This window comes from Marinimicrobium hydrolyticum (assembly GCF_030848505.1).
Lineage (GTDB): Bacteria > Pseudomonadota > Gammaproteobacteria > Pseudomonadales > Cellvibrionaceae > JAVDDU01.
This window is the reverse complement of record NZ_JAVDDU010000003.1, coordinates 325,810-346,514: the sequence shown is the minus strand read 5'-3', so window position 1 is coordinate 346,514 and position 20,705 is coordinate 325,810. Positions and strand designations below refer to the sequence as shown.

General features: G+C 56.3%; 22 protein-coding genes. 13 read left to right on the top strand and 9 right to left on the bottom strand.

Going from position 1 to position 20,705, the window contains the following annotated elements:
• Positions 1-4: 4 nt before the first annotated feature.
• The 3 genes from RBH33_RS07680 to RBH33_RS07670 are packed head-to-tail and all read left to right on the top strand — an operon-like array spanning position 5 to position 2,118.
• Positions 5-961 carry a chemotaxis protein CheB gene (locus RBH33_RS07680; protein ID WP_306731572.1) on the top strand — a complete coding sequence of 319 codons (957 nt, stop codon included), beginning with the start codon at positions 5-7 and terminating at the stop codon, positions 959-961.
• Positions 962-972: 11 nt separating this feature from the next.
• Positions 973-1,461 (top strand): chemotaxis protein CheW, encoded by a 489-nt coding sequence (locus RBH33_RS07675; protein WP_306731571.1) that lies wholly within the window; start codon positions 973-975, stop codon positions 1,459-1,461.
• A 36-nt stretch (positions 1,462-1,497) separates the two neighbouring features.
• Positions 1,498-2,118, top strand: a complete 621-nt coding sequence (locus RBH33_RS07670; protein ID WP_306731570.1) for a hypothetical protein — start codon at positions 1,498-1,500, stop codon at positions 2,116-2,118.
• Positions 2,119-2,132: 14 nt separating this feature from the next.
• Here RBH33_RS07670 and RBH33_RS07665 read toward each other — a convergent pair whose 3' ends face one another.
• A complete protein-coding gene (locus tag RBH33_RS07665; protein WP_306731569.1) occupies positions 2,133-2,861 on the bottom strand; it encodes a 16S rRNA (uracil(1498)-N(3))-methyltransferase in 729 nt (242 codons plus the stop codon).
• A gap of 87 nt (positions 2,862-2,948) precedes the next feature.
• Here RBH33_RS07665 and RBH33_RS07660 point away from each other — a divergent pair, with 87 nt between their 5' ends.
• The 5 genes from RBH33_RS07660 (at position 2,949) to hisF (ending at position 7,427) form a co-directional block, all read left to right on the top strand.
• Positions 2,949-3,950 (top strand): metal-dependent hydrolase, encoded by a 1,002-nt coding sequence (locus RBH33_RS07660; protein WP_306731568.1) that lies wholly within the window; start codon positions 2,949-2,951, stop codon positions 3,948-3,950.
• 59 nt (positions 3,951-4,009) lie between these two features.
• Positions 4,010-4,603: an imidazoleglycerol-phosphate dehydratase HisB gene (gene hisB, locus RBH33_RS07655; RefSeq protein ID WP_306731567.1), complete on the top strand. Its 594-nt coding sequence runs from the start codon at positions 4,010-4,012 to the stop codon at positions 4,601-4,603.
• A gap of 20 nt (positions 4,604-4,623) precedes the next feature.
• Complete coding sequence (hisH, locus tag RBH33_RS07650; RefSeq protein WP_306731566.1) at positions 4,624-5,274, top strand: imidazole glycerol phosphate synthase subunit HisH; 651 nt, start codon at positions 4,624-4,626, stop codon at positions 5,272-5,274.
• A gap of 40 nt (positions 5,275-5,314) precedes the next feature.
• Positions 5,315-6,055 carry a 1-(5-phosphoribosyl)-5-[(5-phosphoribosylamino)methylideneamino]imidazole-4-carboxamide isomerase gene (hisA, locus tag RBH33_RS07645; RefSeq protein ID WP_306731565.1) on the top strand — a complete coding sequence of 247 codons (741 nt, stop codon included), beginning with the start codon at positions 5,315-5,317 and terminating at the stop codon, positions 6,053-6,055.
• A 598-nt stretch (positions 6,056-6,653) separates the two neighbouring features.
• Positions 6,654-7,427: an imidazole glycerol phosphate synthase subunit HisF gene (hisF, locus tag RBH33_RS07640; protein WP_306731564.1), complete on the top strand. Its 774-nt coding sequence runs from the start codon at positions 6,654-6,656 to the stop codon at positions 7,425-7,427.
• 69 nt (positions 7,428-7,496) lie between these two features.
• On the opposite strand, the gene RBH33_RS07635 is transcribed toward hisF, so the two are convergent.
• The 5 genes from RBH33_RS07635 to gpmI form a co-directional block, all read right to left on the bottom strand.
• Positions 7,497-7,718: a DUF6316 family protein gene (locus RBH33_RS07635; protein ID WP_306731563.1), complete on the bottom strand. Its 222-nt coding sequence runs from the start codon at positions 7,716-7,718 to the stop codon at positions 7,497-7,499.
• A 92-nt stretch (positions 7,719-7,810) separates the two neighbouring features.
• On the bottom strand, positions 7,811-8,710 hold the full coding sequence (locus RBH33_RS07630; RefSeq protein ID WP_306731562.1) for a divergent polysaccharide deacetylase family protein: 900 nt from the start codon (positions 8,708-8,710) through the stop codon (positions 7,811-7,813).
• A complete protein-coding gene (locus tag RBH33_RS07625) occupies positions 8,707-10,113 on the bottom strand; it encodes a S41 family peptidase (protein WP_306731561.1) in 1,407 nt (468 codons plus the stop codon). Before RBH33_RS07625 ends, RBH33_RS07630 begins: the two co-directional genes overlap by 4 nt.
• 105 nt (positions 10,114-10,218) lie before the next feature.
• Positions 10,219-11,400 carry a murein hydrolase activator EnvC family protein gene (locus tag RBH33_RS07620; RefSeq protein ID WP_306731560.1) on the bottom strand — a complete coding sequence of 394 codons (1,182 nt, stop codon included), beginning with the start codon at positions 11,398-11,400 and terminating at the stop codon, positions 10,219-10,221.
• Between the two features lie 25 nt (positions 11,401-11,425).
• Positions 11,426-12,973: a 2,3-bisphosphoglycerate-independent phosphoglycerate mutase gene (gpmI, locus tag RBH33_RS07615; RefSeq protein WP_306731559.1), complete on the bottom strand. Its 1,548-nt coding sequence runs from the start codon at positions 12,971-12,973 to the stop codon at positions 11,426-11,428.
• Between the two features lie 219 nt (positions 12,974-13,192).
• Between gpmI and RBH33_RS07610 the strand changes: the two genes are divergently transcribed.
• Together RBH33_RS07610 and secB are read left to right on the top strand one after the other, a co-directional pair.
• Positions 13,193-13,600, top strand: coding sequence for a rhodanese-like domain-containing protein (locus RBH33_RS07610; RefSeq protein WP_306731558.1), 408 nt, complete (start codon positions 13,193-13,195; stop codon positions 13,598-13,600).
• A 61-nt stretch (positions 13,601-13,661) separates the two neighbouring features.
• A complete protein-coding gene (gene secB / locus RBH33_RS07605; RefSeq protein ID WP_306731557.1) occupies positions 13,662-14,180 on the top strand; it encodes a protein-export chaperone SecB in 519 nt (172 codons plus the stop codon).
• A gap of 37 nt (positions 14,181-14,217) precedes the next feature.
• On the opposite strand, the gene RBH33_RS07600 is transcribed toward secB, so the two are convergent.
• Entirely contained in the window at positions 14,218-15,117 is a 900-nt protein-coding gene (locus RBH33_RS07600; RefSeq protein ID WP_306731556.1) for a type 2 periplasmic-binding domain-containing protein, read from the bottom strand.
• Between the two features lie 115 nt (positions 15,118-15,232).
• Positions 15,233-16,336, bottom strand: a complete 1,104-nt coding sequence (locus RBH33_RS07595) for a flagella assembly protein FlgT middle domain-containing protein (protein ID WP_306731555.1) — start codon at positions 16,334-16,336, stop codon at positions 15,233-15,235.
• 179 nt (positions 16,337-16,515) lie between these two features.
• Between RBH33_RS07595 and RBH33_RS07590 the strand changes: the two genes are divergently transcribed.
• From RBH33_RS07590 to RBH33_RS07580, 3 genes are all read left to right on the top strand, one after another.
• Entirely contained in the window at positions 16,516-16,962 is a 447-nt protein-coding gene (locus tag RBH33_RS07590) for a hypothetical protein (protein WP_306731554.1), read from the top strand.
• A 65-nt stretch (positions 16,963-17,027) separates the two neighbouring features.
• Positions 17,028-18,215, top strand: a complete 1,188-nt coding sequence (locus RBH33_RS07585; protein ID WP_306731553.1) for a class I SAM-dependent rRNA methyltransferase — start codon at positions 17,028-17,030, stop codon at positions 18,213-18,215.
• A gap of 91 nt (positions 18,216-18,306) precedes the next feature.
• Positions 18,307-19,716 (top strand): APC family permease, encoded by a 1,410-nt coding sequence (locus tag RBH33_RS07580; RefSeq protein WP_306731552.1) that lies wholly within the window; start codon positions 18,307-18,309, stop codon positions 19,714-19,716.
• A gap of 27 nt (positions 19,717-19,743) precedes the next feature.
• Here the strand turns inward: RBH33_RS07580 and RBH33_RS07575 are convergent, their stop codons facing one another.
• Entirely contained in the window at positions 19,744-20,595 is an 852-nt protein-coding gene (locus tag RBH33_RS07575) for a PA4780 family RIO1-like protein kinase (RefSeq protein WP_306731551.1), read from the bottom strand.
• Positions 20,596-20,705: the final 110 nt, after the last annotated feature.

Sequence of the window (20,705 nt, the reverse complement as noted above, 5' to 3'; positions counted from 1 at the left end):
TATTGTGACTGGCTTGCGGATTGGCCTATTGGTGGATCAGCCGCTCAAGCGCCAATACCTGGGCATGAGTGTAGCGGAGGCCGGGCATAAATTGATCTGCTCCACGACTTTGGGCGCCGATGCCGGAGAAGCTTTGGCTCGCAGCGACGTTGATGCCTGGGTAGTGGATGTGGCCGCGCCCACCGATGAGGACAGTGACTTTCCGGCCGAACAACTGGAAACACTGGAAGCCTTGTTGGAGTCCGCCACTGTGCCTTTAATTGTGAGCGACAGCAGCGACTATCGCCCCGGCACTGACGAGCACAACGCCTGGTTACGGCGCATCATGGACAAACTGCGCCAGCTGGCGGGCGACATCAATTTACAGAATACAGAGCGGGCCAGTGATTTATGGGTGTTGGCCGCCTCTACGGGTGGGCCCGCAGCGGTTAAACGATTTTTGTCGGAACTGCCGCCGGATTTGGGTGTGGCGTTTCTCTATGTTCAACACATTGATGCGCATTACACCTCGACGCTGGTGAAGATGATGAGCGACAGCCCTTACCCCGCTTCGCTGGCGGTACAGGGTGAAGTGTTGCAGGAAAACCGTTTGTTTATTGTGACTGCTCAGGAACGTGTCGAAGTGCTGGAAAATGGCACTTTTGCCTTGAGTGACGGCCCTTGGGGTGGGCCCTACGCCCCGTCCGTAGATCAGCTGGTGGCCAACGTTGCCCGCGTATACGGCCCGCGCGCAGGGCTGATTGTATTTTCGGGCATGGGCGATGACGGCGCCAGCGCCGGTCGTCTACTCAAGCAGCGTGGCGGCAGGATCTGGGTGCAGAGTCCGGATAGCTGCACGAGCAGCTCCATGCCGGACATGGCCCTGGCTACTGGCTGTGTCAGTTACAATGGCACCCCCGAGCAATTGGCCCAACAACTGACGGTACAATACCAAATTCCGTTACCAATGATGAAAGCCTGAGGACCGAACTCATGAGAGCCCCGCAACCATTAGCCGCTCCTAAGGCCCAGGACATGGCCAGCCTACTGATTCCTCTCGAAGGACAGTTTCTGCTGGTACCCAACGTTTCAGTGGCGGAGATCGTTCCGCTGGGTAGAGTCGAACAAGTGACCGGTGGCCCAGAGTGGTTCCTTGGGAACTACCAATGGCGCGACCTGTCCGTCCCTTTACTGTCTTTTGAAGCCATCAACGGCGCCCCCCGCGCTACGGCGGGATCTCGTGCCCGCGTGGCCGTGTTCAATAGTACGGGTGTTAGCGATGATCTGCCTTTTGTCGCTATTCTGGCCCAGGGCTTACCGCGTTTGGCTCGCGTGAGCGCTGATGAACTGCAAGAGCGGGAAGACGTTGAGAAAAAGCCTTTTGATCTGATGCCAGTATCTTGGGCGGGAGAGCAGGCGGTCATCCCCGACGTCGGCGCTCTGGAGCAAGCCGTGTTGGACGTTTTAAAGGGACAGAACTAGCCGGTTGTACGTCCCCTTTTGTAGAAGGTAATTCTCGTGCCGCGATTTTTAACTCCCCTGGTATTTTCCTGTGTATTGCTGACCGCTTGTGGCGGTGCTCGCCAGGAGCCCTTCGATCCCAGTGACCCGGAGGAGCCCGAACCCACGCCGGTTCCGGTGACCACTCTGGTATCGGGTACTGAGCCGTTACTGTTGATGGAGTTTGCCGGCAAGCGTTTGGAAGTGGCTGTCAATCTGGACGATTATTACCATTTGATCGATGGTTATACCGATCAGCCCATTGACGATCCGGACTTTTCTCGAGGCCAAGTGGTGCTCTATGACGCTGGATTGGTGGATGACAACATCTGCGCCCACAAGCTAATTTTACGCAGTGTAGAAGCTCAAACCATCACGGAAGGCGTGGTGGAAGTCATTCTTGAATATGAAAACTACCAGCCTCAGACTGGCCCAGCATGCGACGATGAAGTCATCGAGGTGCGGCCGTTCGAATTCTTTTATGTGCAAAGCCGCGATGAGGTGGTGTTTAACGAGCGCATTCAGGGGGTGCGCACGGGCACACCCGGCAACGATGATGATGACGACAGCGAAGAAGATGACCTCGAGGATGATGAAGACTTTGAGGACGACACTGACTTCCAGTCTTTGGCTCGTTAATCAGAACCGGCTAATCAGGAAAAGTCCCCCCACCGGTACTGAACCAAACTGATCGCGGCCACGGGTGCAGTTTCCGTGCGCAGCACTCTCGGCCCGAGGGTTAGGGGTGCGCAGCCGGCCTCGCGCGCCTGAGCAATTTCTGGTTCCGACAAACCCCCTTCAGGGCCCACCAGCAGCGCCACGCTCTCCGGTGCTTGACCTTCCGGTAAACCCCGACTGTCCCGGTGGTGCAAGACTAAACTAAGCGCGTTGCGGTTACTGCTTAGCCACTCCTCCAGTTTTTGCGGTGGCGCCAGTTCCGGCACGAGGTTGCGTTGGCACTGCTCGCAAGCGCTGATAATAATCTGCCGCCAGTGGTTGAATTTTTTCTCCAGACGCTCGCCGCTGAGTTTGACTTCGGTACGCTCGGTCAGCAGAGGCTTGATGCGGGTAACCCCCAGTTCCGTCGCTTTCTGTAAAACCCAGTCCATACGTTCGCCCCGGGACAAGCCGATGGCCAGCTCCAGGCTCAGGGGAGACTCGCGATTGTCCGGGGTGTAAGCTTCCACCTGGACGGTTACCGAGCGCTTCTCCACCTGCTTAACGCGGGCTTGGAACTCGCCGCCCGTGCCATTGAACAGCGTTAGCTCCCGCCCTGGCTGCATGCGCAACACTCGGCCAATGTGCCGGGAAGGGCCTTCTTCCAGCTCCAGGCTCAATCCCTGCGCCAGGGGTTGCTCGGTGTATATTCGGGGTATTCGCACGCTGGCCTCAAAGTAAACAGTGGGGCTCGAATTGTAGTAAAGTCCCCTCTTCTTGAATAGCGGTGCGCCCCCAGGCGCCATTTAATTATGGATATAGTCACTCATGGGCTAATGGGCGCTTTGGCGGCCCAAGCCGTCAGCAAACCCGGCCAACTGCGCGCCGTGGTTGGGATCGGTATTGTGGCCGGGCTGTTGCCCGATGTGGATACCCTAATTCGCAGCGCCGAGGACCCGCTTCTGGTGCTCTCCATGCATCGCCACTTTACCCATTCACTGGTGTTCGCGCCGCTGGGCGCGTTGATTGCGGCTCTTTTGTGCTGGCCGCTGGCGCGCAATTATTTGCCTTTTTCTCGCGCCTATCTGGCCGCTCTGGCGGCTTATGTGTCGCACTTGCTGTTGGATTTCAGTACCAGTTACGGGATTCACCTGCTGTGGCCGTTCACCAGTGAGCCCATCTCGGCAAATATTATTGCCGTGGTGGACCCGGTCTTTACCTTCCTGGTGTTGGTGACGCTCATTCTTGCTTTTAGCTTGAGGCGGCGCCAATGGGCCTATATTGGTCTGGGTCTGAGCTGTATGTACTTGGCTTTCGGGCTGATACAGCACCAGCGGGCCCTGAACGTGGCAGAACAGCTGGCGGCGGAGCGGGGGCAGAATCCCGAGCGAATTATCATTAAGCCCACCATGGCTAACCTGGTGCTTTGGCGCGCTATGGCGGTAGAAGGTAACACCGCTTATGTGGACGCGGTGCGGGTAGGCTTTGGGGCTCGCGTCTATCCGGGCGAGAGTACGGAGCTTTTGCGCCCGGAAGATTGGCAGCATTTGCCGGAAGGCTCAAGGGTGCGGCGTGACCTGAGGCGCATGTACCGATACTCTGACCGGTTGTTAGCGATTCACCCGGAGGAGCCGACTATGGTGGGTGACGCGCGTTTTTCCATGCTTCCCACCAGTGCCGCGCCTCTGTGGGGTATTACTCTTGACTTCGATAAGCCGGATGGCGACATCGAGTGGGAGAACCGGCGTACCCTGACACCAGAGATGCGCGAACGCTTTATGGCCATGGTGCTGGGTAGGGATATAACGCTATAATTGCGCCTTTGATTTGCCCCTGTCGCGGCGCACCCTAGCGCCGCCGAACCGGAGAGCCCATGGCCAATCGCAGCGCACAAGTAACTCGCAACACCCTGGAAACCCGCATCGCCGTCAGTCTTGATCTGGATGGCAGTGGCAAAGGTGTTTTTAATACCGGCGTGCCTTTTTTAGAGCACATGATGGACCAGATCGCCCGCCACGGCATGATTGATCTGGACATCACTTGCGAGGGCGATATCCACATTGACGACCACCATACGGTGGAAGATATCGGTATCACCCTGGGGCAGGCAGTGGCTAAAGCCGTAGGCGACAAGAAAGGCCTGCGTCGCTATGGCCACGCCTACGTGCCTTTGGACGAGGCGCTGTCTCGGGTGGTGATCGACTTCTCCGGCCGTCCTGGCCTGATGATGGATATACCCTTTACCCAGAAACGCATCGGCAAGTTCGATACGGAACTGTTTTCCGAGTTCTTTCACGGCTTCGTTAACCACGCTCAAGTCACTTTGCACATCGACAATCTGCGCGGTGCTAACGCCCATCACCAGATAGAGACGGTATTCAAAGCCTTCGGCCGCGCCCTGCGCATGGCTCTGGAAATGGACCCGCGTATGGCGGGTGTCATGCCCTCCACTAAGGGCAGCCTCTAACTCCCTGGCAGTTTGAATTTATGAACCGACAGACTCTGGCCGTTATCGACTACGGCATGGGCAATTTGCACTCTGTGGCCAGCGCTTTGAGCAAAGTGGCCCCCGAAATTGAAGTGCTTGTCACCAGTGATCCTAATGTGGTGGCGGCCGCTGATCGTGTGGTGTTCCCCGGAGTGGGCGCTATTCGCGACTGTATGGCGGAAATTCGCCGTTTGGGTTTCGACCAACTTCTGCGTGAGCAAGTGGCATCCGGCAAACCGGTACTGGGGGTTTGTGTGGGTATGCAAGCACTGCTGGAGCGAAGCGAGGAGAACGGCGGTGTGGATTGTATTGGTCTACTGCCTGGGCAAGTGCGCTTTTTCGGCCCGGATTTGAAGGATGCCGACGGTCATGTGTTGAAAGTGCCACACATGGGCTGGAATCAGGTGCACCATAAGGATCACCCGCTGTGGGCGGGAATCGAGCAAGATGCCCGTTTCTATTTCGTGCACAGTTTCTATGCGGAAGCGACCGATCTGGACCAGGTGGCGGGCACTTGTGATTACGGTCGAACGTTTGCCGCGGCTATGCAGCAAGATAATCTGTTCGCAGCGCAATTTCACCCGGAGAAAAGCCACACGGCTGGTCTGCAGTTGCTGAAAAATTTTGTGGCCTGGGACGGTAAGCCCTAACTTTGATTCATCCCCAAACCAACGACCGGATTAAAATTCAATGTTGATTATTCCTGCCATCGATTTGAAAGACGGCCAGTGTGTACGCTTACGCCAGGGCCTGATGGACGACTCTACTGTGTTTTCTGATGATCCTGTGGCCATGGCCAAGCGCTGGGTGGATGCCGGTTGTCGGCGTCTGCACTTGGTGGATCTGAATGGCGCTTTTGAGGGGAAGCCGGTCAATGGTGAGGTGGTAACGGCGATCGCAAAAGCCTACCCGAATTTGCCGATTCAGATTGGCGGCGGTATCCGTAGTGCGGAGACGATTGAGCATTATCTTCAGGCGGGTGTTGAGTATGTGATTATCGGCACGAAAGCCGTGAAGGAGCCGGAGTTTGTAGCGGCTATGTGCGCTCAGTTTCCGGGGCATATTATCGTCGGTTTGGATGCGAAGGATGGTTTGGTGGCCACCGATGGTTGGGCGGAGGTGTCGGAGGTTAAGGCGACGGATTTGGCGAAGCGTTTTGAAAAAGACGGTGTCAGTGCGATCGTTTATACGGATATTGCCCGTGATGGCATGATGCAGGGGGTCAATGTGGCGCAGACGCTGACGATGGCGAAGGCGTCCAGTATTCCGGTGATTGCATCGGGCGGTATTACGAATATGGATGATATCAAGGCGCTGTCGAAGGTGTCGGATCAGGGTATCGTTGGTGCGATTACTGGGCGGGCGATTTACGAGGGCACTTTGGATGTCGCTGAGGCGCAGGCTTGGTGTGACGGGTCTGGGCAGGCTTAAGTTTTGGTAAAGCGACAGCCCCGTAGCCAGGCAGGTCCAACGACTTCGTAAGGAAGCCCCCGGGCCGCGCAGGGTGAGTGTTCAGCAAACGTCGTAAACCCATCCCTGGGGACTGCCTCAAAAGGTCCCTCTTTTGAGGCTTGCTGAACACTCACCCTGCACGTCCCTCGTAGCGTCAAGCTGCCGAGTTCTTTTCGACAACCCGCAACCCCCGAGGGAAACTACTATTTGGGACCGTGAAAACTGTGCTACTACAGTAATTCTCCTCAAATTAGTCCGGAAAGAAGTGCGGAGAAGCGGTGTAAATCAAACCACCTAGTAAAAATTACACTCTGAGGTCCGGGGAAGAAACTGCTTTGCAGACTCTCGGAGGCAGGGAGCCGACGAGAAGCCTACAGGGACGTATTTACGGCGTGTCTGCAAAGCAGTTTCTTTCCCGGGCCGGGACTGACTACGGAGCGATAATAGCCCTTCTGGACAGTAGTGTGTGCCACCGAGAGTCTGCGAGGGCAAATCTCCGCCCAGCCCTCCGAGGATTCTGAAAGTCTTTGAGGCGTATCGAAGCTCTCCGCTTAGGTAATTTCATTAGAGGTGTTCCATGGCTTTAGCAAAACGCATTATTCCCTGTCTGGACGTGGACAATGGCCGCGTGGTCAAGGGCGTTCAGTTTGTGGATATTCGGGACGCCGGTGACCCGGTGGAAGTGGCCAAGCGCTATAACGAAGAGGGTGCCGATGAGGTGACCTTTCTCGATATCACGGCCAGCCACGAAGGGCGTGATACCACGGTGCATACGGTGGAGCGAATGGCTTCTGAGGTGTTTATTCCCCTCACGGTGGGTGGCGGTATCCGCAAAATTGAAGATATTCGCCGTATGCTTAACGCTGGTGCCGATAAGGTTGGTATTAACTCGGCGGCGGTGTCCGACCCCGATTTTGTTAAAGCGGCGGCTGATCGGTTTGGAGCTCAGTGCATCGTGGTCGCTATCGATGCAAAGCAGGTATCTCGGCCAGGGGAGCCGTTGCGGTGGGAGATTTTTACTCACGGCGGACGCAAGCCGACGGGCATTGATGCGGTTGAATGGGCCAAACGTATGACGGCCTATGGCGCGGGGGAAATTTTGCTGACCAGTATGGATCGAGACGGCACTAAGAATGGTTTCGATCTGAAACTCACACGAGCCATTAGCGATGCGGTTTCAGTGCCTGTGATTGCTTCTGGGGGTGTCGGTAATCTTCAGCACCTAGCGGATGGTGTACTTGAAGGTAATGCTGATGCGGTGCTCGCGGCCAGTATTTTTCACTTCGGTGAATATTCTGTACCGGAAGCCAAACAGTATATGAGGGAAAGGGGTATTGAGGTGCGGCTTTAGATTGCCGTTTGGAAAGTTGTTGTGCAGCGGGGCGTTAACCCCGCTTTTTGCCTGCCTGCGACTCTCTGATCAAGCCGCGCGGTAACTCTCCAGGATTTCTAAAATCTTGGGTTCAGCGGCACAAACGAAGTCGATAAACTCGCCCACGCCCACTTCCGCTTCATCGCGGGTGTCAAAGGGGCCTATATCCACACCTTCACGAGTGGTGTAGTACCAGTAGCCCTGCTTTTGAATAAATCTTCCGTTACGCTCGGGTATTTCGCCCTGCTCGCCAACTCGATGTGTAGTCATGGTGCGCACCTCTGTCAGTGATATGGTGGGGAAATTTCCATCCCCGCTGACTTCCTTGGTCCAAAATTTTTTACGTCAAGCATTGTAACGCGTTAATCTTGCTCTGCATATACCAAATCTGTATAGGGAAGTTCTCTTTTTATCGCTTGCTGAATGTCTGGAAGGGGTATCTCCACACTCTCTGTCGGGTCCTCAAAATGCAGTTGAAGCGCGTATGGTGGTGCTAAACAGTTGCCGGTGGCGACGCGCGGCAGGCTGTAGGGCACTGCACCAAGCAGGTCCGAGATAGACACGAGTTCGACTCTGGCTCCGTTGAGCATGGCTGGCAGATGCTCTAATGCGGCCAGGGTTTCGGGGTAAGGGTGACCGATGGCGACCGCGTAGCCGCGAGTTTTAGCCATGCTCACGGCCAAGCCCAATTGGTGGAGTATCTGTTCAGGTTCTCGGTCGTGATCCAGAAATACGTCTCGAGGGAGGCTGGGCACCTGGTAGCGTTGGGCGGTTTCCCAGGCGCGAGTTGCAGCCGTGGTTCGGCTGTCAATAAAGTAAGCTCCGCGGGTGTTGAGGAATTCCATTAGCCAGCCCAAGGGGACGGCTTCCTGGGTTAGCAGGCTACCCATATGGTTGTTGAGTCCCTGGGCTTCGGGTATGAGCTCGAAGTTTTCTTTCAATACCGCCAAAAAACCGGCTTTGTCCATGGTTTCCGTAAGCCCACCCGGATCCAGTGGTAAGCCACGGGTGTTGCTCATGGGGTTGTGTAGCATGACCTCCTTGCCCTGTTCGGCGGCGAGCCGAGCCAGGCGTGCGCTGTGGGGGGCTTTGGGGAGCACTGCCAAGGTAAATGCTCCCGGCAGGGCCAGGGTGCGCTCGCCCAGAGCGGCGCTGTAACCCACATCGTCGATGATCACGGCCAGAAGGCCATCGGCACTGGCTGGGCTGACGGCGCAGAGCCAGCACAGTGCTATAAGACAAAGTTTCCCTTTTGGGGTCACGGTTCGAGGCGAGCTTCAGCCGCGCTGTCGTCTTGATCGTCCGTGGCGGGTTCAGCCTTAGGCGCTTCTTGGCGTGCGGCTTTGCGGCTTTGGTAGATGGACAAACCTTTCAGCATATTCAGGGCTTCACTAAGTTGGTTGTCGTCCGCCAACAGTTCGTTTTTTGGAGCTTGCTCAGCGCGGGTGCGGCTGTTCTGCTCTTGCCCGCCGCGAACGTTGCCCAGGTGACGGGAGAGATCGGCTTCCGTGGGCCGTCTGGCGGAGGGCAGGGCCGTGACTTTGGCGCGCTCGATGGTGATGTCGGGCGCTATGCCTTGCGCCTGGATGGATCGACCATCGGGCGTGTAATAAAGAGCGGTGGTCAGTTTGACGGCGCGGGTTTCGCTGATGGGTACCACGGTTTGCACCGATCCTTTGCCGAAGCTGCGTGTGCCCAGCACCATGGCTCGGCCTTGGTCTTGAAGGGCCCCGGCAACGATTTCTGAAGCGGAGGCAGAGCCTTCGTTAATCAGCACAACGATGGGCAGATCCTCGGCGATATCACCGGGATTGGCGTAGTATTTGATGTCGCTGTTTTCCAGGCGACCTTCGGTGTAAACCACCAAGCCGCTATCCAAGAAGGCATCCGCCACGTCCACAGAGGCTTGCAGAACGCCCCCCGGATTGTTGCGCAAATCCAGAATAATGCCTTTCAGGCCGCTATGTTCCTCTTTCATTTTTTTCAGGGCTCGGACCATATCCGGCCCGGTGCCAACCTGGAATTGGGCTATCCGCACATAGGCGTATTCGTCGCCCAGGATTTGAGTGCGTACACTGCGTACCCGGATCACATCCCGGACCAGGGTGATTTCCATGGGCTGTTCCACGCCCTGGCGAATAATGGTCAGGTCCAGTTTGCTGTCTTTGGGCCCGCGCATTTTTTCTACCGCTTCGCTCAAGCTCATGCCTTTCACGGGCTGATCATCCAGGCGAATGATTAAGTCGCCGGCCTGGATACCAGCCTTGTGAGCGGGCGTATCGTCAATAGGGGAGATCACCTTAACGAAGCCGTCCTCCATGCCTACCTCGATGCCGATACCACCGAATTCACCGGAGGTGTGCACCTGCAAATCTTCGAATGAGCGTTCATCCAAATAGGCGGAATGGGGGTCAAGCTCGGCAATCATACCGCGAATGGCGTATTCCAAGAGTTGGGAGTCACTGACTTCTTCCACATAGCCACTGCGAATGTGGTCGTACACGCGAGTAAAGGTGCGCAGGTCTTCCAGTGGCAACAAACCTTCGGTCTGGGGCTCAAGCGTCGGTACCTTTTGAGGGGAATCCGCGAGCGCCAATACCGGCACGGCTAGTAGCGCCAAAGCCACCGCTCGAGCGGCGCGGCGGTGAAGTTGAGCATAGAGCATTAAGGTCTCCTGAGGCTCTAAGGCCTTTGAACTATCTAGTGGTTATATTGTGTCCTGCCAGTTGGCAGGTTTCTGAGGACTAAGACCTTCCCCAGAGTCAGTAATTCACGCCTGTGCCAGCCAAGCTGAGGGATCTGTAGGTCGCCCGTTCTGGCGAATCTCAAAATACAGGCCGGTCGTTTGTCGTCCACCGGTGTTGCCGACACTGGCAATTCGTTCGCCAGCGCTAACCCACTCACCGGTTTCTTTAAAAAGGCTCTGATTGTGTGCGTAGAGCGTCATAAAACCCTCGCCGTGGTCCACGATCAAAAGCAGACCGTGACCGCGAAAATAATCAGAGAACACTACCCGGCCGTGGTGTACAGCCAGAACGGCCTGCCCGGCAGGGGCTCTGATGACGACGCCATTCCACTGCATTTTTTCGGCGAACTGGGAGCTGCCAAAGCGGTGCTGCACAGTGCCGTCGGTGGGCCAGGGTAACCGCCCCTTGCGATTACTGAAGGGTTGGTCCCCGTCCGGCAGTGACATGTTGGCGATGGCGGAGGTCATCTCCGTCAGCAATTGCTCCAGTCGATCCCGGTTGCCCTGCATTTGGGCCAGTTCCTGGTCGGCGTTGGTAATTCGATTGTTCAGAGCGGTCAAGGTATTGCGGCGCTCTTGTTGTCGATGGCTAAGCTCGCTATGCCGTTCTTTCAGGGCGGTGCGGTTTTGCTCCAGAGACCGTGTCTGAGCAGTGATTTGTGGCTCGATTTGATCCAACCGGTCCAAGGTGGCCAGGTAGGATTGAATTTTTTCGTTGCGGGCTTCCAGCAAATAGTCGTAGTAGCGAAGTACGCGGGAGACGCGTTCGGGCGACTCCTGGTTTAGCAGCAGCTTGATCTGGCTCTGCCGGCCCAGCTGGTAGGCCGCCTGAACCTGATAGGACACTTCTTGCTGCTGAGCGTTTCGGGCCACTTGCAGTTCCGAGCGTTCCTGATGCAGGCTTTTCAGGTCTTCTTCCTGCTCTTTAAGTTGCTTTTCAATACGCTCAATGTTCTTGATCAGCTCGCCAATTTCGGATTCGGATTTCTCCAACTGATCACGCAGCTCATCCCGGGTGCCTTGAACGGATTCCAACTCCTTTTGCAGGCGTTGGATATTTTCACTCAGCTCTTTCAGTTGCGCTTCGTACTCGCGTGCGTCATTGGCCTGGGCTGGCAGTGGGCCGTTGAAGACAAGGCCCAGCGCCAGTGTTAGAGCACAAAACAAGGCTCGCGGCGACGATAGCATTCGGGAGGAGGCGCTCATACAGGTGTTCCGTTTAGGGCCGTGGTCAGCTCGTCTCAAAGAGATTGCGGCCGGTCATTTCAGCCGGCTGCGCAAGGTCCATGAGTTTAAGCATGGTAGGAGCCAAATCCGCCAGGGAGCCGCCGTCAAGAATGCGGCCCTTGCGCGGCCCACAATAGACCAGGGGTACAGGCAATGTGGAGTGCTGGGTACTGACTTGACCCGATTCGGGATCAAACATTTCTTCAACATTACCGTGATCGGCCGTAATCAGGACTTCTCCACCCACTTCGTCCGAGGCTTCCAGAACCCGGCCCACGCAGGCGTCCACGGCCTCCACCGCTTTAACGGCCGCCTCAAAAATGCCTGAATGCCCAACCATGTCTCCATTGGCGTAATTACAAATGATGGCGTCGTACTTGCCGGACTTGATGGCTTCTACCAGTTTGTCGGTGACTTCTGGAGCGCTCATTTCCGGTTTCAGGTCGTAAGTGGCCACGTTCGGTGAGGGCACCAAAATTCGGTCTTCGCCCTGAAATTTGTCCTCTGAGCCGCCGTTAAAGAAGAAGGTCACATGGGCGTATTTTTCTGTTTCGGCGATGCGCAGCTGGGTTTTGCCCTGCTGGGCCAGATAATCGCCAAACGAGTTGACCATTTCCTGCGGAGGAAAGGCGCAACTGGCCTTGATATCAGCGGCGTATTCGGTGGTCATGACAAAGTCTGCCAACTGCGGGTGCAGCTCGCGCTCAAAACCGTCAAAGTCTTTCTCCACCAGGGCGCGGGTGATCTCGCGGGCCCGGTCGGGGCGGAAGTTCATGAAAATGACCGAGTCGCCGTCGTTGATGGTAGCCACTTCCTCGCCTTCGGCGGCGATCACAGTAGCTTTAACGAATTCGTCGTTTTCACCGCGAGCGTAAGCCGCTTCCAGACCCTCCAGAGAGGATTCCGCGTCAAACTCCGCGCTGCCAGTGACCATGGCGTTATAGCAGGCTTCCACGCGATCCCAGCGGTTGTCCCGGTCCAGTGCGAAGTATCGGCCACATAGGCTGGCGACGCGGCCTACACCCAACTCTCGGAACAGCTCGTCTGCTTTTTCCAGGGACGCTTTGGCGCTGCGCGGAGCTGTGTCCCGCCCGTCCAGAAAAGCGTGCAGGTAAATTTCTTTTGCGCCACGCTGAGCGGCCATTTTCATCATGGCGTAGATGTGTTCCTGGTGGCTGTGCACACCGCCTTCGGACAGCAAGCCTAAAATGTGTACGGCCTTACCGGCGCTAACCGCTTTGTCGATCGCCTGAACGTAGGCGGGATTTTCAAAGAAATCGCCGTCTTCAATGGCTTTGTTGACCCGCGTAAAGCTCTGATAGACCACTCGCCCTGCGCCAATGGTCATATGTCCGACTTCGCTGTTGCCCATTTGGCCTTCGGGCAAGCCTACGGCCATACCGGAGGTTTCGATCAAGCTTTTTGGGTTGTTGGCCCAGACTTGGTCCCAAACCGGTGTGTTGGCGCTGTAAATGGCGTTGTGTTCAGTGTTTTCGGAATAGCCGAAACCATCGAGAATAAGCAGGACAATCGGTTTTTTGGTGGCGGTCATACTCAGTGTCACTTCTAGGTCGGATTGAATCGAAAGGGGGCTTCCAGCCACAGGGTGGTGCCACGGCGGTAAACAAAGCCCCATTCTAACGTGTTGGCATGCGTAACTCTATGCCGGAAGCTGAGAAATGCGGGCTCTTTGGTGTATACTGCGGCCCGCGCTCGGGGCGCTTCCCGGGCACGCCAATCGATCCACGGGCTCTTAACGGAAGGCTAACCAGTGATTTTCATTGAATTTTTGACCCAGGAGTGGCTGCTGGTCACGATTCTGGCCGCGCTGATCCTCGTCTACGCCTGGCGTGAGCGGGTAAAAAATGGCCGCCCCATCTCTCCCCACGAAGTGACGCGCATGCTTAATGACGAGTCTGGGGTTCTGTTGGATGTGCGCGATAAGGCCGAGTTCAATGCAGGCCACATCCCCGGTGCAATTCATATACCTCACAGCAAGGTTTCAACAGAGTTGGGGCAGTTGGAGCAATATCGCGATAAAACCCTTGTAGTAGCTGACAAGATCGGCCAGCACGCGGGCAACGTTGGTCGGGTTCTGGGCCAGAATGGCTTTGAAGTGCGCCGCTTGTCTGGGGGAATTGCCGAGTGGCAGAGCCAGAACTTGCCTCTGGTGAAATAATTAACCGGTCCGCACTGGCGAACCTGAACCGTTAACGACTTATTGAGAGCAGAGCGTACTTATGTCCGAAGACAACAACCCTTCAACTGACGCCACACAGGGCGAGGCCGCAGGTCAGCAAAAAGCACAGCCCGGCCTGAAGATCAGACGCATATACCTAAAGGACCTGTCGTTCGAAACGCCCATGGGTGTAGAGGCGTTTAGCCAGGCTTACCAGCCTAAGATTGACCAGGATTTGAATGTACAGGTCAGCACCATTGAAGAAGGGATGCATGAAGTGGTTTTGCTGATAACCATAACCGCTACGATAGAAAATCGAGTGGTGTTCCTGGTTGAAGTGAAGCAGGCGGGTTTGTTTGGCATCTCTGGCATCACCGGGCCGCAACTGAGTCAGGTGATCAATTCGCATTGCCCACAAATTCTGTTTCCCTACGCACGGGAAGCCATTGATGCGGCCGTTACTCGCGGCTCTTTCCCCGCGCTGATGTTGCCGCCGCTGAACTTTGACGCCATCTTTGCTCAGGCCGTGCAGCAAGCCAGCCAGCAAAAAGCGGCGCCGGACGCGGCTAAGCCCGAGTAAGCTCCTCCTGCCAAATCAGCCCAGCTCGAGTAATCCCTTAGCGGATTACCGGGCTTTCGGGCAACAGCAGCGGTTCACTGAGTACGCCCACATCGGGCATGTTGGGGTTTTCCAGCACCACAACCTTGGGGTTGAGCTGCTGCAGCTTGCTGACCAGTCCTTGATAGTGCTCGTCGAATAGGCTCTGCAGGCTGCCGTCGGCTTTGGCGGCCTTTAGCCCTTGCTCTATGCGTTGAGTTAACTCCGGTTTGTTGATGCTGACTTGCACATTGATGGGAAGTGGGTAATAGATTATTAAATTGGGAACTATAGTCAGGTCGTCGGCAAAACCTGAAGCTGCGAGTGAATCCTCCACCTCCAGTGAGCCCAGGGGGAAATAGTCGAAACGTTCCCGAACTAACATTGAATAAAGCAGCGGAATATTCGTGCCCTCAACGACGGGTAGCCCAGCCTTTTGGAATACCGCCACGTCGCTCCAGCCCCGGCCCAAGCCTGCGGATAGCTCGCTCAGCTCAGCGAGGCTGCTCAGAGACTCAAACTTTCCCAAATCTCCCTTGCGCACGATCAGGCGCCGATAGCCCATCAAACCATTGGCGAGTGCAATGGGTACAATATCCATGGGAGGGTCAGGTTCTAGATTAATCGGCCAGATTGGTGCGGATGCCAAGTTGATCACTGAACCTTCGCGCAGCTCCCGGATGGAGCGCTCGGTACTTCTCTCCTCGGGCACCAAGGTTAACTGGTAATCTCCAGCGTGAACTTGGGTCTTTTTAAAGGCCAATTCTATGGCTGCCGTTTCGTAGGCAATGCGTTCAGGTGTCATGGCGCCTACCCACAGACGCGCGTGCAATGTCGATTCATCCTCGCCAGCGATTCCAACGCTTGCCCATGCCATGATGGCCAGAGTGAGTAACCTTGCTTTGAGTCGTGACTGCATGAACAAGCCCTTGGCACTTGACGGAAGTTATGATCTTACTTTAGACCAAAAAAACTGAGTGTGTCGGGGCGGCTGGCTTTTGTCATGTCAAGTGTATGAGTCAGGTCAGAGCGGGTTAAGGGTATGTTGGGAGTAAGCTGACCTGCAGCTCTTTACCTGTGTTGGCCGATAGAGCGACGTAGCGGCCATGGCGGGAGTCGAGATCGCTACTCAATTGCCCCACACTATAAGTGCCGTGCAACTCCCGAACTTCCACATCAATCTGGCTGTCCACCAAGTGCGTACGGTAAACCTGAAAGGCACCGGGAATAGATCTTACTACCACTTGGTAGAGGCGGAGTGTGTCGCCGGCGTTCAGTCCCTGATCGGTCCCACTGTGCAGAATCACGCTCCCCGATCCGCCTTTCAAATCCAAGCTGGCCACCAGCGGTTGGCAGCTGACCTCTTCGGCCAGTTCGGCGCTGGCCAAGTCCAGCAGCTCGGAGATTTTTTGACCATAATCCGTGCGCCAAAAGCGGGGTGAGCCAAAGCCCACTTGATGCGGACGCCCTGGAGCCCACACGCCCTGGCCATGGTATTTCTTCTGCGCCACTGCTTCGCCGGTAACGCCGTCACGCAAGGTAAGTTGAAAAACAAAGTCCCGTTGCCGGCTATCCAGGCTAGAAATGTGTAGGGCCGTGGCCATGCTGTTGCGAGCGCGATTGGTTAGGGTGGGGTTGTAGCTGTCTCGCTGTCTCATCATGGACATGTCGATCACTTCCCCACTGAGCACCAATTGAGCGCCTTGTGTCCGGGCCAGCTCGCGAACTTGTTGGGCCAGGCGCGGCTCGGAGACCGAGCGGCTGTCTGGCAGGCTGGCACCGAGCAGTCGAGTGTGGGCAATAGCCGGGTGTTCATTAAGGCGCTCGCCGATCAACCGGGGTAGGAGCTCCTCGACCTGATACAAATTGCCGGCATTAGAAGAGGCCAGCTCTCGACGTGAAAACTGGGTGATCAACACATTTTTCCGGTAATTCAGGTTTGGGCACAGGGCGTCTCGGATCGCATCATGGGGCTGGGTTGAGGTTTCGGATCGAGTACCGCTGCGGTCGCTTAACGCTTGAGCGTGAGGGCCCATGTGAGAGCTGGGACCAGCCAAGGCAAGCGGTGCAGTCAGGCTCGTGGCCAGAACAGTACTGGCCAACAAGGCCCGCCGGAGCCAGCGGCTTGTGCGTTTCACAGGTGCCGAGCGCATTCGGGGTGCTGCCTATAGTGTGATGAATGGTCTGAAGCGCCAAAATGTTTTAGGGTTATGGCTGTGTGCTCATCGGCGACTCCAGGGCTTATACTCAGTTGTCGGCGTGGCAAGGTTTATCTTTAGCGGGGCGCAGTCCCGAAAGCTGCAAAGAGGATACATGCATGGGGCGAGTAAAAAACGCTGTGGGGGTTGCACTGGTCGCCGCTGGGATTCTGGCTGGGTGCAATGCTGTGGATCGTCACCACAGTTCTATGAGCGAAGTGCTTGAGGTAGAAATTCGACCCAATGGCAGCAAGCTGTTTGTGTACCGCATGGAGGATCTGACCGCCGGGGATGCTCATCGTGCCCAGGTGTATCGCCCGCGCCCTGATCGCCAGGTGGAGGGCCCTCGGGAGCGGGGTGATGTGCGCACTTACCGCCGTCTTCAAGCCTTCACTCAGCGCGCGCTCGACACCACCGGTTACTGCCGGGATGGCTATTTTGAGCTGGATCGGCGTATTTCAACCAACGTACTTTGGATGCGCGGTGAGTGTCGGGATGACGCTACCGAGGAGGATCTAGAAAAATTCGGACGGAAGGACACCCTCCAGCTCTCGCGTTCGCGCTAACTGATATACTCCTCTCCCGCGCGCGGCGTTCGCCGTGCGCATCTGAATGATTATCGGAGAAACCCATGACGCCCACTTTGAAATTGAAGCCAGGTGCCGACCGCCGGCTCAAGCTCGGCCACCTTTGGATATACAGTAATGAAGTGGATGTCGTGGCATCGCCCCTAAAATCGTTTGAAGCGGGGCAGCAAGTGCGGGTTGAGAACAACAAAGGCAAATGTTTGGGGTTGGCGTTCATCAATCCCAACGGCTTGATTTGCGGCCGCCTGGTCAGCCGGGATGAGCACTTGGTGATGAACAAGTCCCTCCTGGTGCATCGATTCAAGCAGGCGCTGAGTCTGCGCCAGTTATTCTACCCGCAGCCCTATTATCGATTGGTGTACGGAGATTCCGACTGGCTGCCCGGGCTGGTCGTGGACCGTTTTGGGGACTACTTGGTGGTGCAAATTGCCAGCGCCGGTATGGAAGCCTTGAAGGAGGAGATAGTCACCGCTCTGCAACAGGTATTGCAGCCCAAAGGTATTCTGCTCAGCAACGACCATGGCGCGCGTGACCTGGAGGGGCTGAGCTCTTATGCGGAAAGCGTGGGCGAGATTCCGGACCAAGTGGAGCTGATTGAAAACGATACCCGCTTCCGCGTACCCCTTGGGGAGGGGCAGAAAACCGGTTGGTTTTACGATCACCGGGATAACCGCGCTCGTTTACGTCACTGTGTTGCGGGCAAGCGAGTGTTGGATGTGTTTTCCTACTTGGGGGGCTGGGGCGTGCAAATGGCAAGCGCGGGTGCTTCTTCCGTAACGTGCGTGGATGTATCCGGCCAGGCGTTGGAGTGGGCTGAGGAAAATGCCCGACTCAATGATGTGGGAGAGCGCTTGTCCACGCTCCAGGGCAAAGCGGTGGACGTGCTGAAGGAGCTGCACGCCGCGGATGAACGCTACGATGTGGTCATCCTGGATCCGCCCGCCTTCATTAAACGCCGGAAGGATCAAAAAGCCGGTGAGGGCGCTTACCGGCACATCAACGAACTGGGCATACGCCTGCTGGGCCGCGATGGCCTGTTGCTGTCTGCCTCCTGCTCCATGCACTTGGGGCGCGACAGTCTGCAAGAGATCGTCCGCGCTTCTAGCCGTCATTTGGACCGTCAAGCTCAAATTCTGGCGCGCGGTGGTCAGTCCCCGGATCACCCTATTCACCCTGCCATTCCCGAAACCGATTATCTCAAAGCGGTGTTGGCGCGGGTTTATCATTCTTAACTCACCCTGAACCTTGGTTGCTGTAGCCATTTCCTAGTGGTTGTAATAGGGTCCCCAGTGGGTTCTTTGCGAATTAGGGAGTGGTCGAACTATGCAGAAGCTGCAGCGACATCTCGGGCTGTTTGACGTTTACGTTATCTGCACGGGTGCCATGTTCAGTTCTGGTTTTTTTCTATTGCCGGGCTTGGCGGCGGCGCAGGCAGGGCCGGCGGTTATCCTGGCGTATTTCCTGGCCGGCCTGCTCATTATACCGTCCGTGATCAGTATGGCGGAGTTGTGCTCAGGCATGCCCAAGGCCGGTGGCGGGTATCTGTTTATTGAGCGCAGTCTAGGCCCGTTTGCGGGCACGGTGGGTGGGCTGACCACTTGGATCGCGCTGAACTTCAAAACCGCATTTACGTTGGTGGGTATTGGCGCTTACCTCACGTTGCTGGCGGATGTGCCTATTCAAACCCTTGCCGTAGCACTGGCAATCTTTTTCACCGGTCTGAATATTTTTGGCGTCAAGGAGGCATTGGGATTTCAAAAAATACTGGTGATTTCTCTACTGGCTATTCTGGGTTTGTTTGTAGTGCAGGGATTCTATCGGGTTGTAGACTTGGGAATGGTGGGTGTTCACCAGCAGAAATTTTCTCCGTTTATGCCTTTTGGTATCCACGGTACTTTGAGCACCACGGCGTTTGTTTTCATTTCGTATTTGGGGCTTACCAAAGTGGCGACTCTGGCGGAAGAGGTTGAGCGCCCGAGCCGAAACATTCCCCTGGGCATGTTCTTGGCATTGGGCAGCACAACCTTGATCTATATGTTGGGCATCTACGTGATGGTGGCGGTGGTGGATCCAGAGATCTTGTCCGAGGACAACACGCCAGTGGCCACAGCAGCCGATGAGGTGATGGGCTGGCTCCCCTGGTCGCTGGGTTTTATGTTGATCATGGTCGCGGCCATTGCGGCTTTTGTGTCCACAGCAAACGCTGGATTGTTGTCGTCGGCCCGTTATCCCGTTGCTCTTGCACGGGATCATGTATTCCCAAAACCCCTCGCCAAGATCGGACGCTTCCAGACGCCCACTCGAGCTGTGATTTTGTCCGCCGCGATTATTGTTCTGATGATCATTTTTCTGCCCGTGGAAGATCTGGCCAAAATGGGCAGTGCGACGCAGTTGATTTTATTTATCCTGCTTAATGCCGCCGTCATCATAATGCGTTCAAGTGGTATTAAAGCGTATCAGCCAGGCTTTCGTTCGCCACTTTATCCCTGGGTGCAAGTTGGCGGTATCCTCATTTGTTTGGTGTTGTTGATCGAGCTGGGTTGGGAGCCATTTTTGTTTGCTTTGGGACTCGCGCTCCTGGCAGGTCTTTGGTATCTGTTTTATGTCCGAGCCAGAGTGCAGCACGATGCCGCCATTGATCGCGTTTTCGGCAAGCGGCCTGAGGGGCGGGACCCACTGGAAGACGAAATTGCTGCGATGGTGCGAGACTCGGATGAGTCACGGGCCGGATAGCAGGTAATAGCCGGGGGGAGGCGGCGCTTAGGGCTCTTCGTCATCAGCGCGCATCCGCTCCTGACGCTCCTGCTCTTCCTCAAGCGCGGCTTTGATTTCCGCCATTACCGAGTCCACGTCCGCTTCCTGTTCCGGGTCCTCGAACTCCCCTGTCAGTGCGGTATCCAACTCCCCTTCTTCATAGAGGGCCCAGATTTCATCGGCGTAGCGGGTGTGGAGCAACTCTGGCGCGTACTGGCCGTAGTAGTCGCGCATATTGTTCACGTCCCGGGCAAGCATGAACTGGGCATTGTTGTTGGCGGCGGCATCCACCGCTTGGGGCAAGTCGATGATCACAGGCCCGTAGGGATCTACCAGGACGTTGAACTCTGAAAGGTCGCCGTGGATCAGCCCGGCGTCGAGCATACGTACGATGTATTCCATCATCTGCTGATGATCTTCCAGCGCCTGCTCGTGGCTCAGGTGCACATCGGCCAGACGCGGCGCTACCTCACCCTCGTCGTCGGTGACCAGCTCCATGAGCAGAACGCCGTCAAAGCAGCCGTACGGTTGGGGCACGCGTACCCCAGCCCGCGCCAAACGATAAAGTGCATCCACTTCGGCGTTCTGCCACACCTCTTCCTGTTGCCCTCGGCCGAATTTTGAGCCTTTGGTCATGGCGCGGGCGCGGCGGGTGTTGCGCTCCTTTCGGCCCTCCCGGTATTGGGCGGCCTTTTTGAAGCTGCGCTGGTGAGCCTGCTTGTACACTTTGGCGCAGCGAATCTCCGCGCCACAGCGCACCACAAAGATGTCCGCCTCCTTGCCGCTCATTAGGCGGTGGAGTACTTCGTCAACCAGGCCGTCGTCGACCAGGGGTTGGATGCGTGGGGGTGTTTTCATGGCGTCCTTATACCTTATTTATTGGGGGGATGAAACAAGAGGTTGCACAGAAGACGTTCGGTGTCGATTAGGATGACTTCTGGTGTATGCTGGCCCCGAATCGGCCCTCG

What these genes read in the sequence shown, in the direction of transcription:
- RBH33_RS07675 (WP_306731571.1), top strand. Translation starts at nt 973, where the DNA reads ATGAGAGCCCCGCAACCATTAGCCGCTCCTAAGGCCCAGGACATGGCC.
- RBH33_RS07660 (WP_306731568.1), top strand. Translation starts at nt 2,949, where the DNA reads ATGGATATAGTCACTCATGGGCTAATGGGCGCTTTGGCGGCCCAAGCC.
- hisB (WP_306731567.1), top strand. Translation starts at nt 4,010, where the DNA reads ATGGCCAATCGCAGCGCACAAGTAACTCGCAACACCCTGGAAACCCGC.
- hisH (WP_306731566.1), top strand. Translation starts at nt 4,624, where the DNA reads ATGAACCGACAGACTCTGGCCGTTATCGACTACGGCATGGGCAATTTG.
- hisA (WP_306731565.1), top strand. Translation starts at nt 5,315, where the DNA reads ATGTTGATTATTCCTGCCATCGATTTGAAAGACGGCCAGTGTGTACGC.
- hisF (WP_306731564.1), top strand. Translation starts at nt 6,654, where the DNA reads ATGGCTTTAGCAAAACGCATTATTCCCTGTCTGGACGTGGACAATGGC.
- RBH33_RS07635 (WP_306731563.1), bottom strand. Translation starts at nt 7,718, where the DNA reads ATGACTACACATCGAGTTGGCGAGCAGGGCGAAATACCCGAGCGTAAC.
- RBH33_RS07625 (WP_306731561.1), bottom strand. Translation starts at nt 10,113, where the DNA reads ATGCTCTATGCTCAACTTCACCGCCGCGCCGCTCGAGCGGTGGCTTTG.
- RBH33_RS07620 (WP_306731560.1), bottom strand. Translation starts at nt 11,400, where the DNA reads ATGAGCGCCTCCTCCCGAATGCTATCGTCGCCGCGAGCCTTGTTTTGT.
- gpmI (WP_306731559.1), bottom strand. Translation starts at nt 12,973, where the DNA reads ATGACCGCCACCAAAAAACCGATTGTCCTGCTTATTCTCGATGGTTTC.
- secB (WP_306731557.1), top strand. Translation starts at nt 13,662, where the DNA reads ATGTCCGAAGACAACAACCCTTCAACTGACGCCACACAGGGCGAGGCC.
- RBH33_RS07600 (WP_306731556.1), bottom strand. Translation starts at nt 15,117, where the DNA reads ATGCAGTCACGACTCAAAGCAAGGTTACTCACTCTGGCCATCATGGCA.
- RBH33_RS07590 (WP_306731554.1), top strand. Translation starts at nt 16,516, where the DNA reads ATGGGGCGAGTAAAAAACGCTGTGGGGGTTGCACTGGTCGCCGCTGGG.
- RBH33_RS07585 (WP_306731553.1), top strand. Translation starts at nt 17,028, where the DNA reads ATGACGCCCACTTTGAAATTGAAGCCAGGTGCCGACCGCCGGCTCAAG.
- RBH33_RS07580 (WP_306731552.1), top strand. Translation starts at nt 18,307, where the DNA reads ATGCAGAAGCTGCAGCGACATCTCGGGCTGTTTGACGTTTACGTTATC.
- RBH33_RS07575 (WP_306731551.1), bottom strand. Translation starts at nt 20,595, where the DNA reads ATGAAAACACCCCCACGCATCCAACCCCTGGTCGACGACGGCCTGGTT.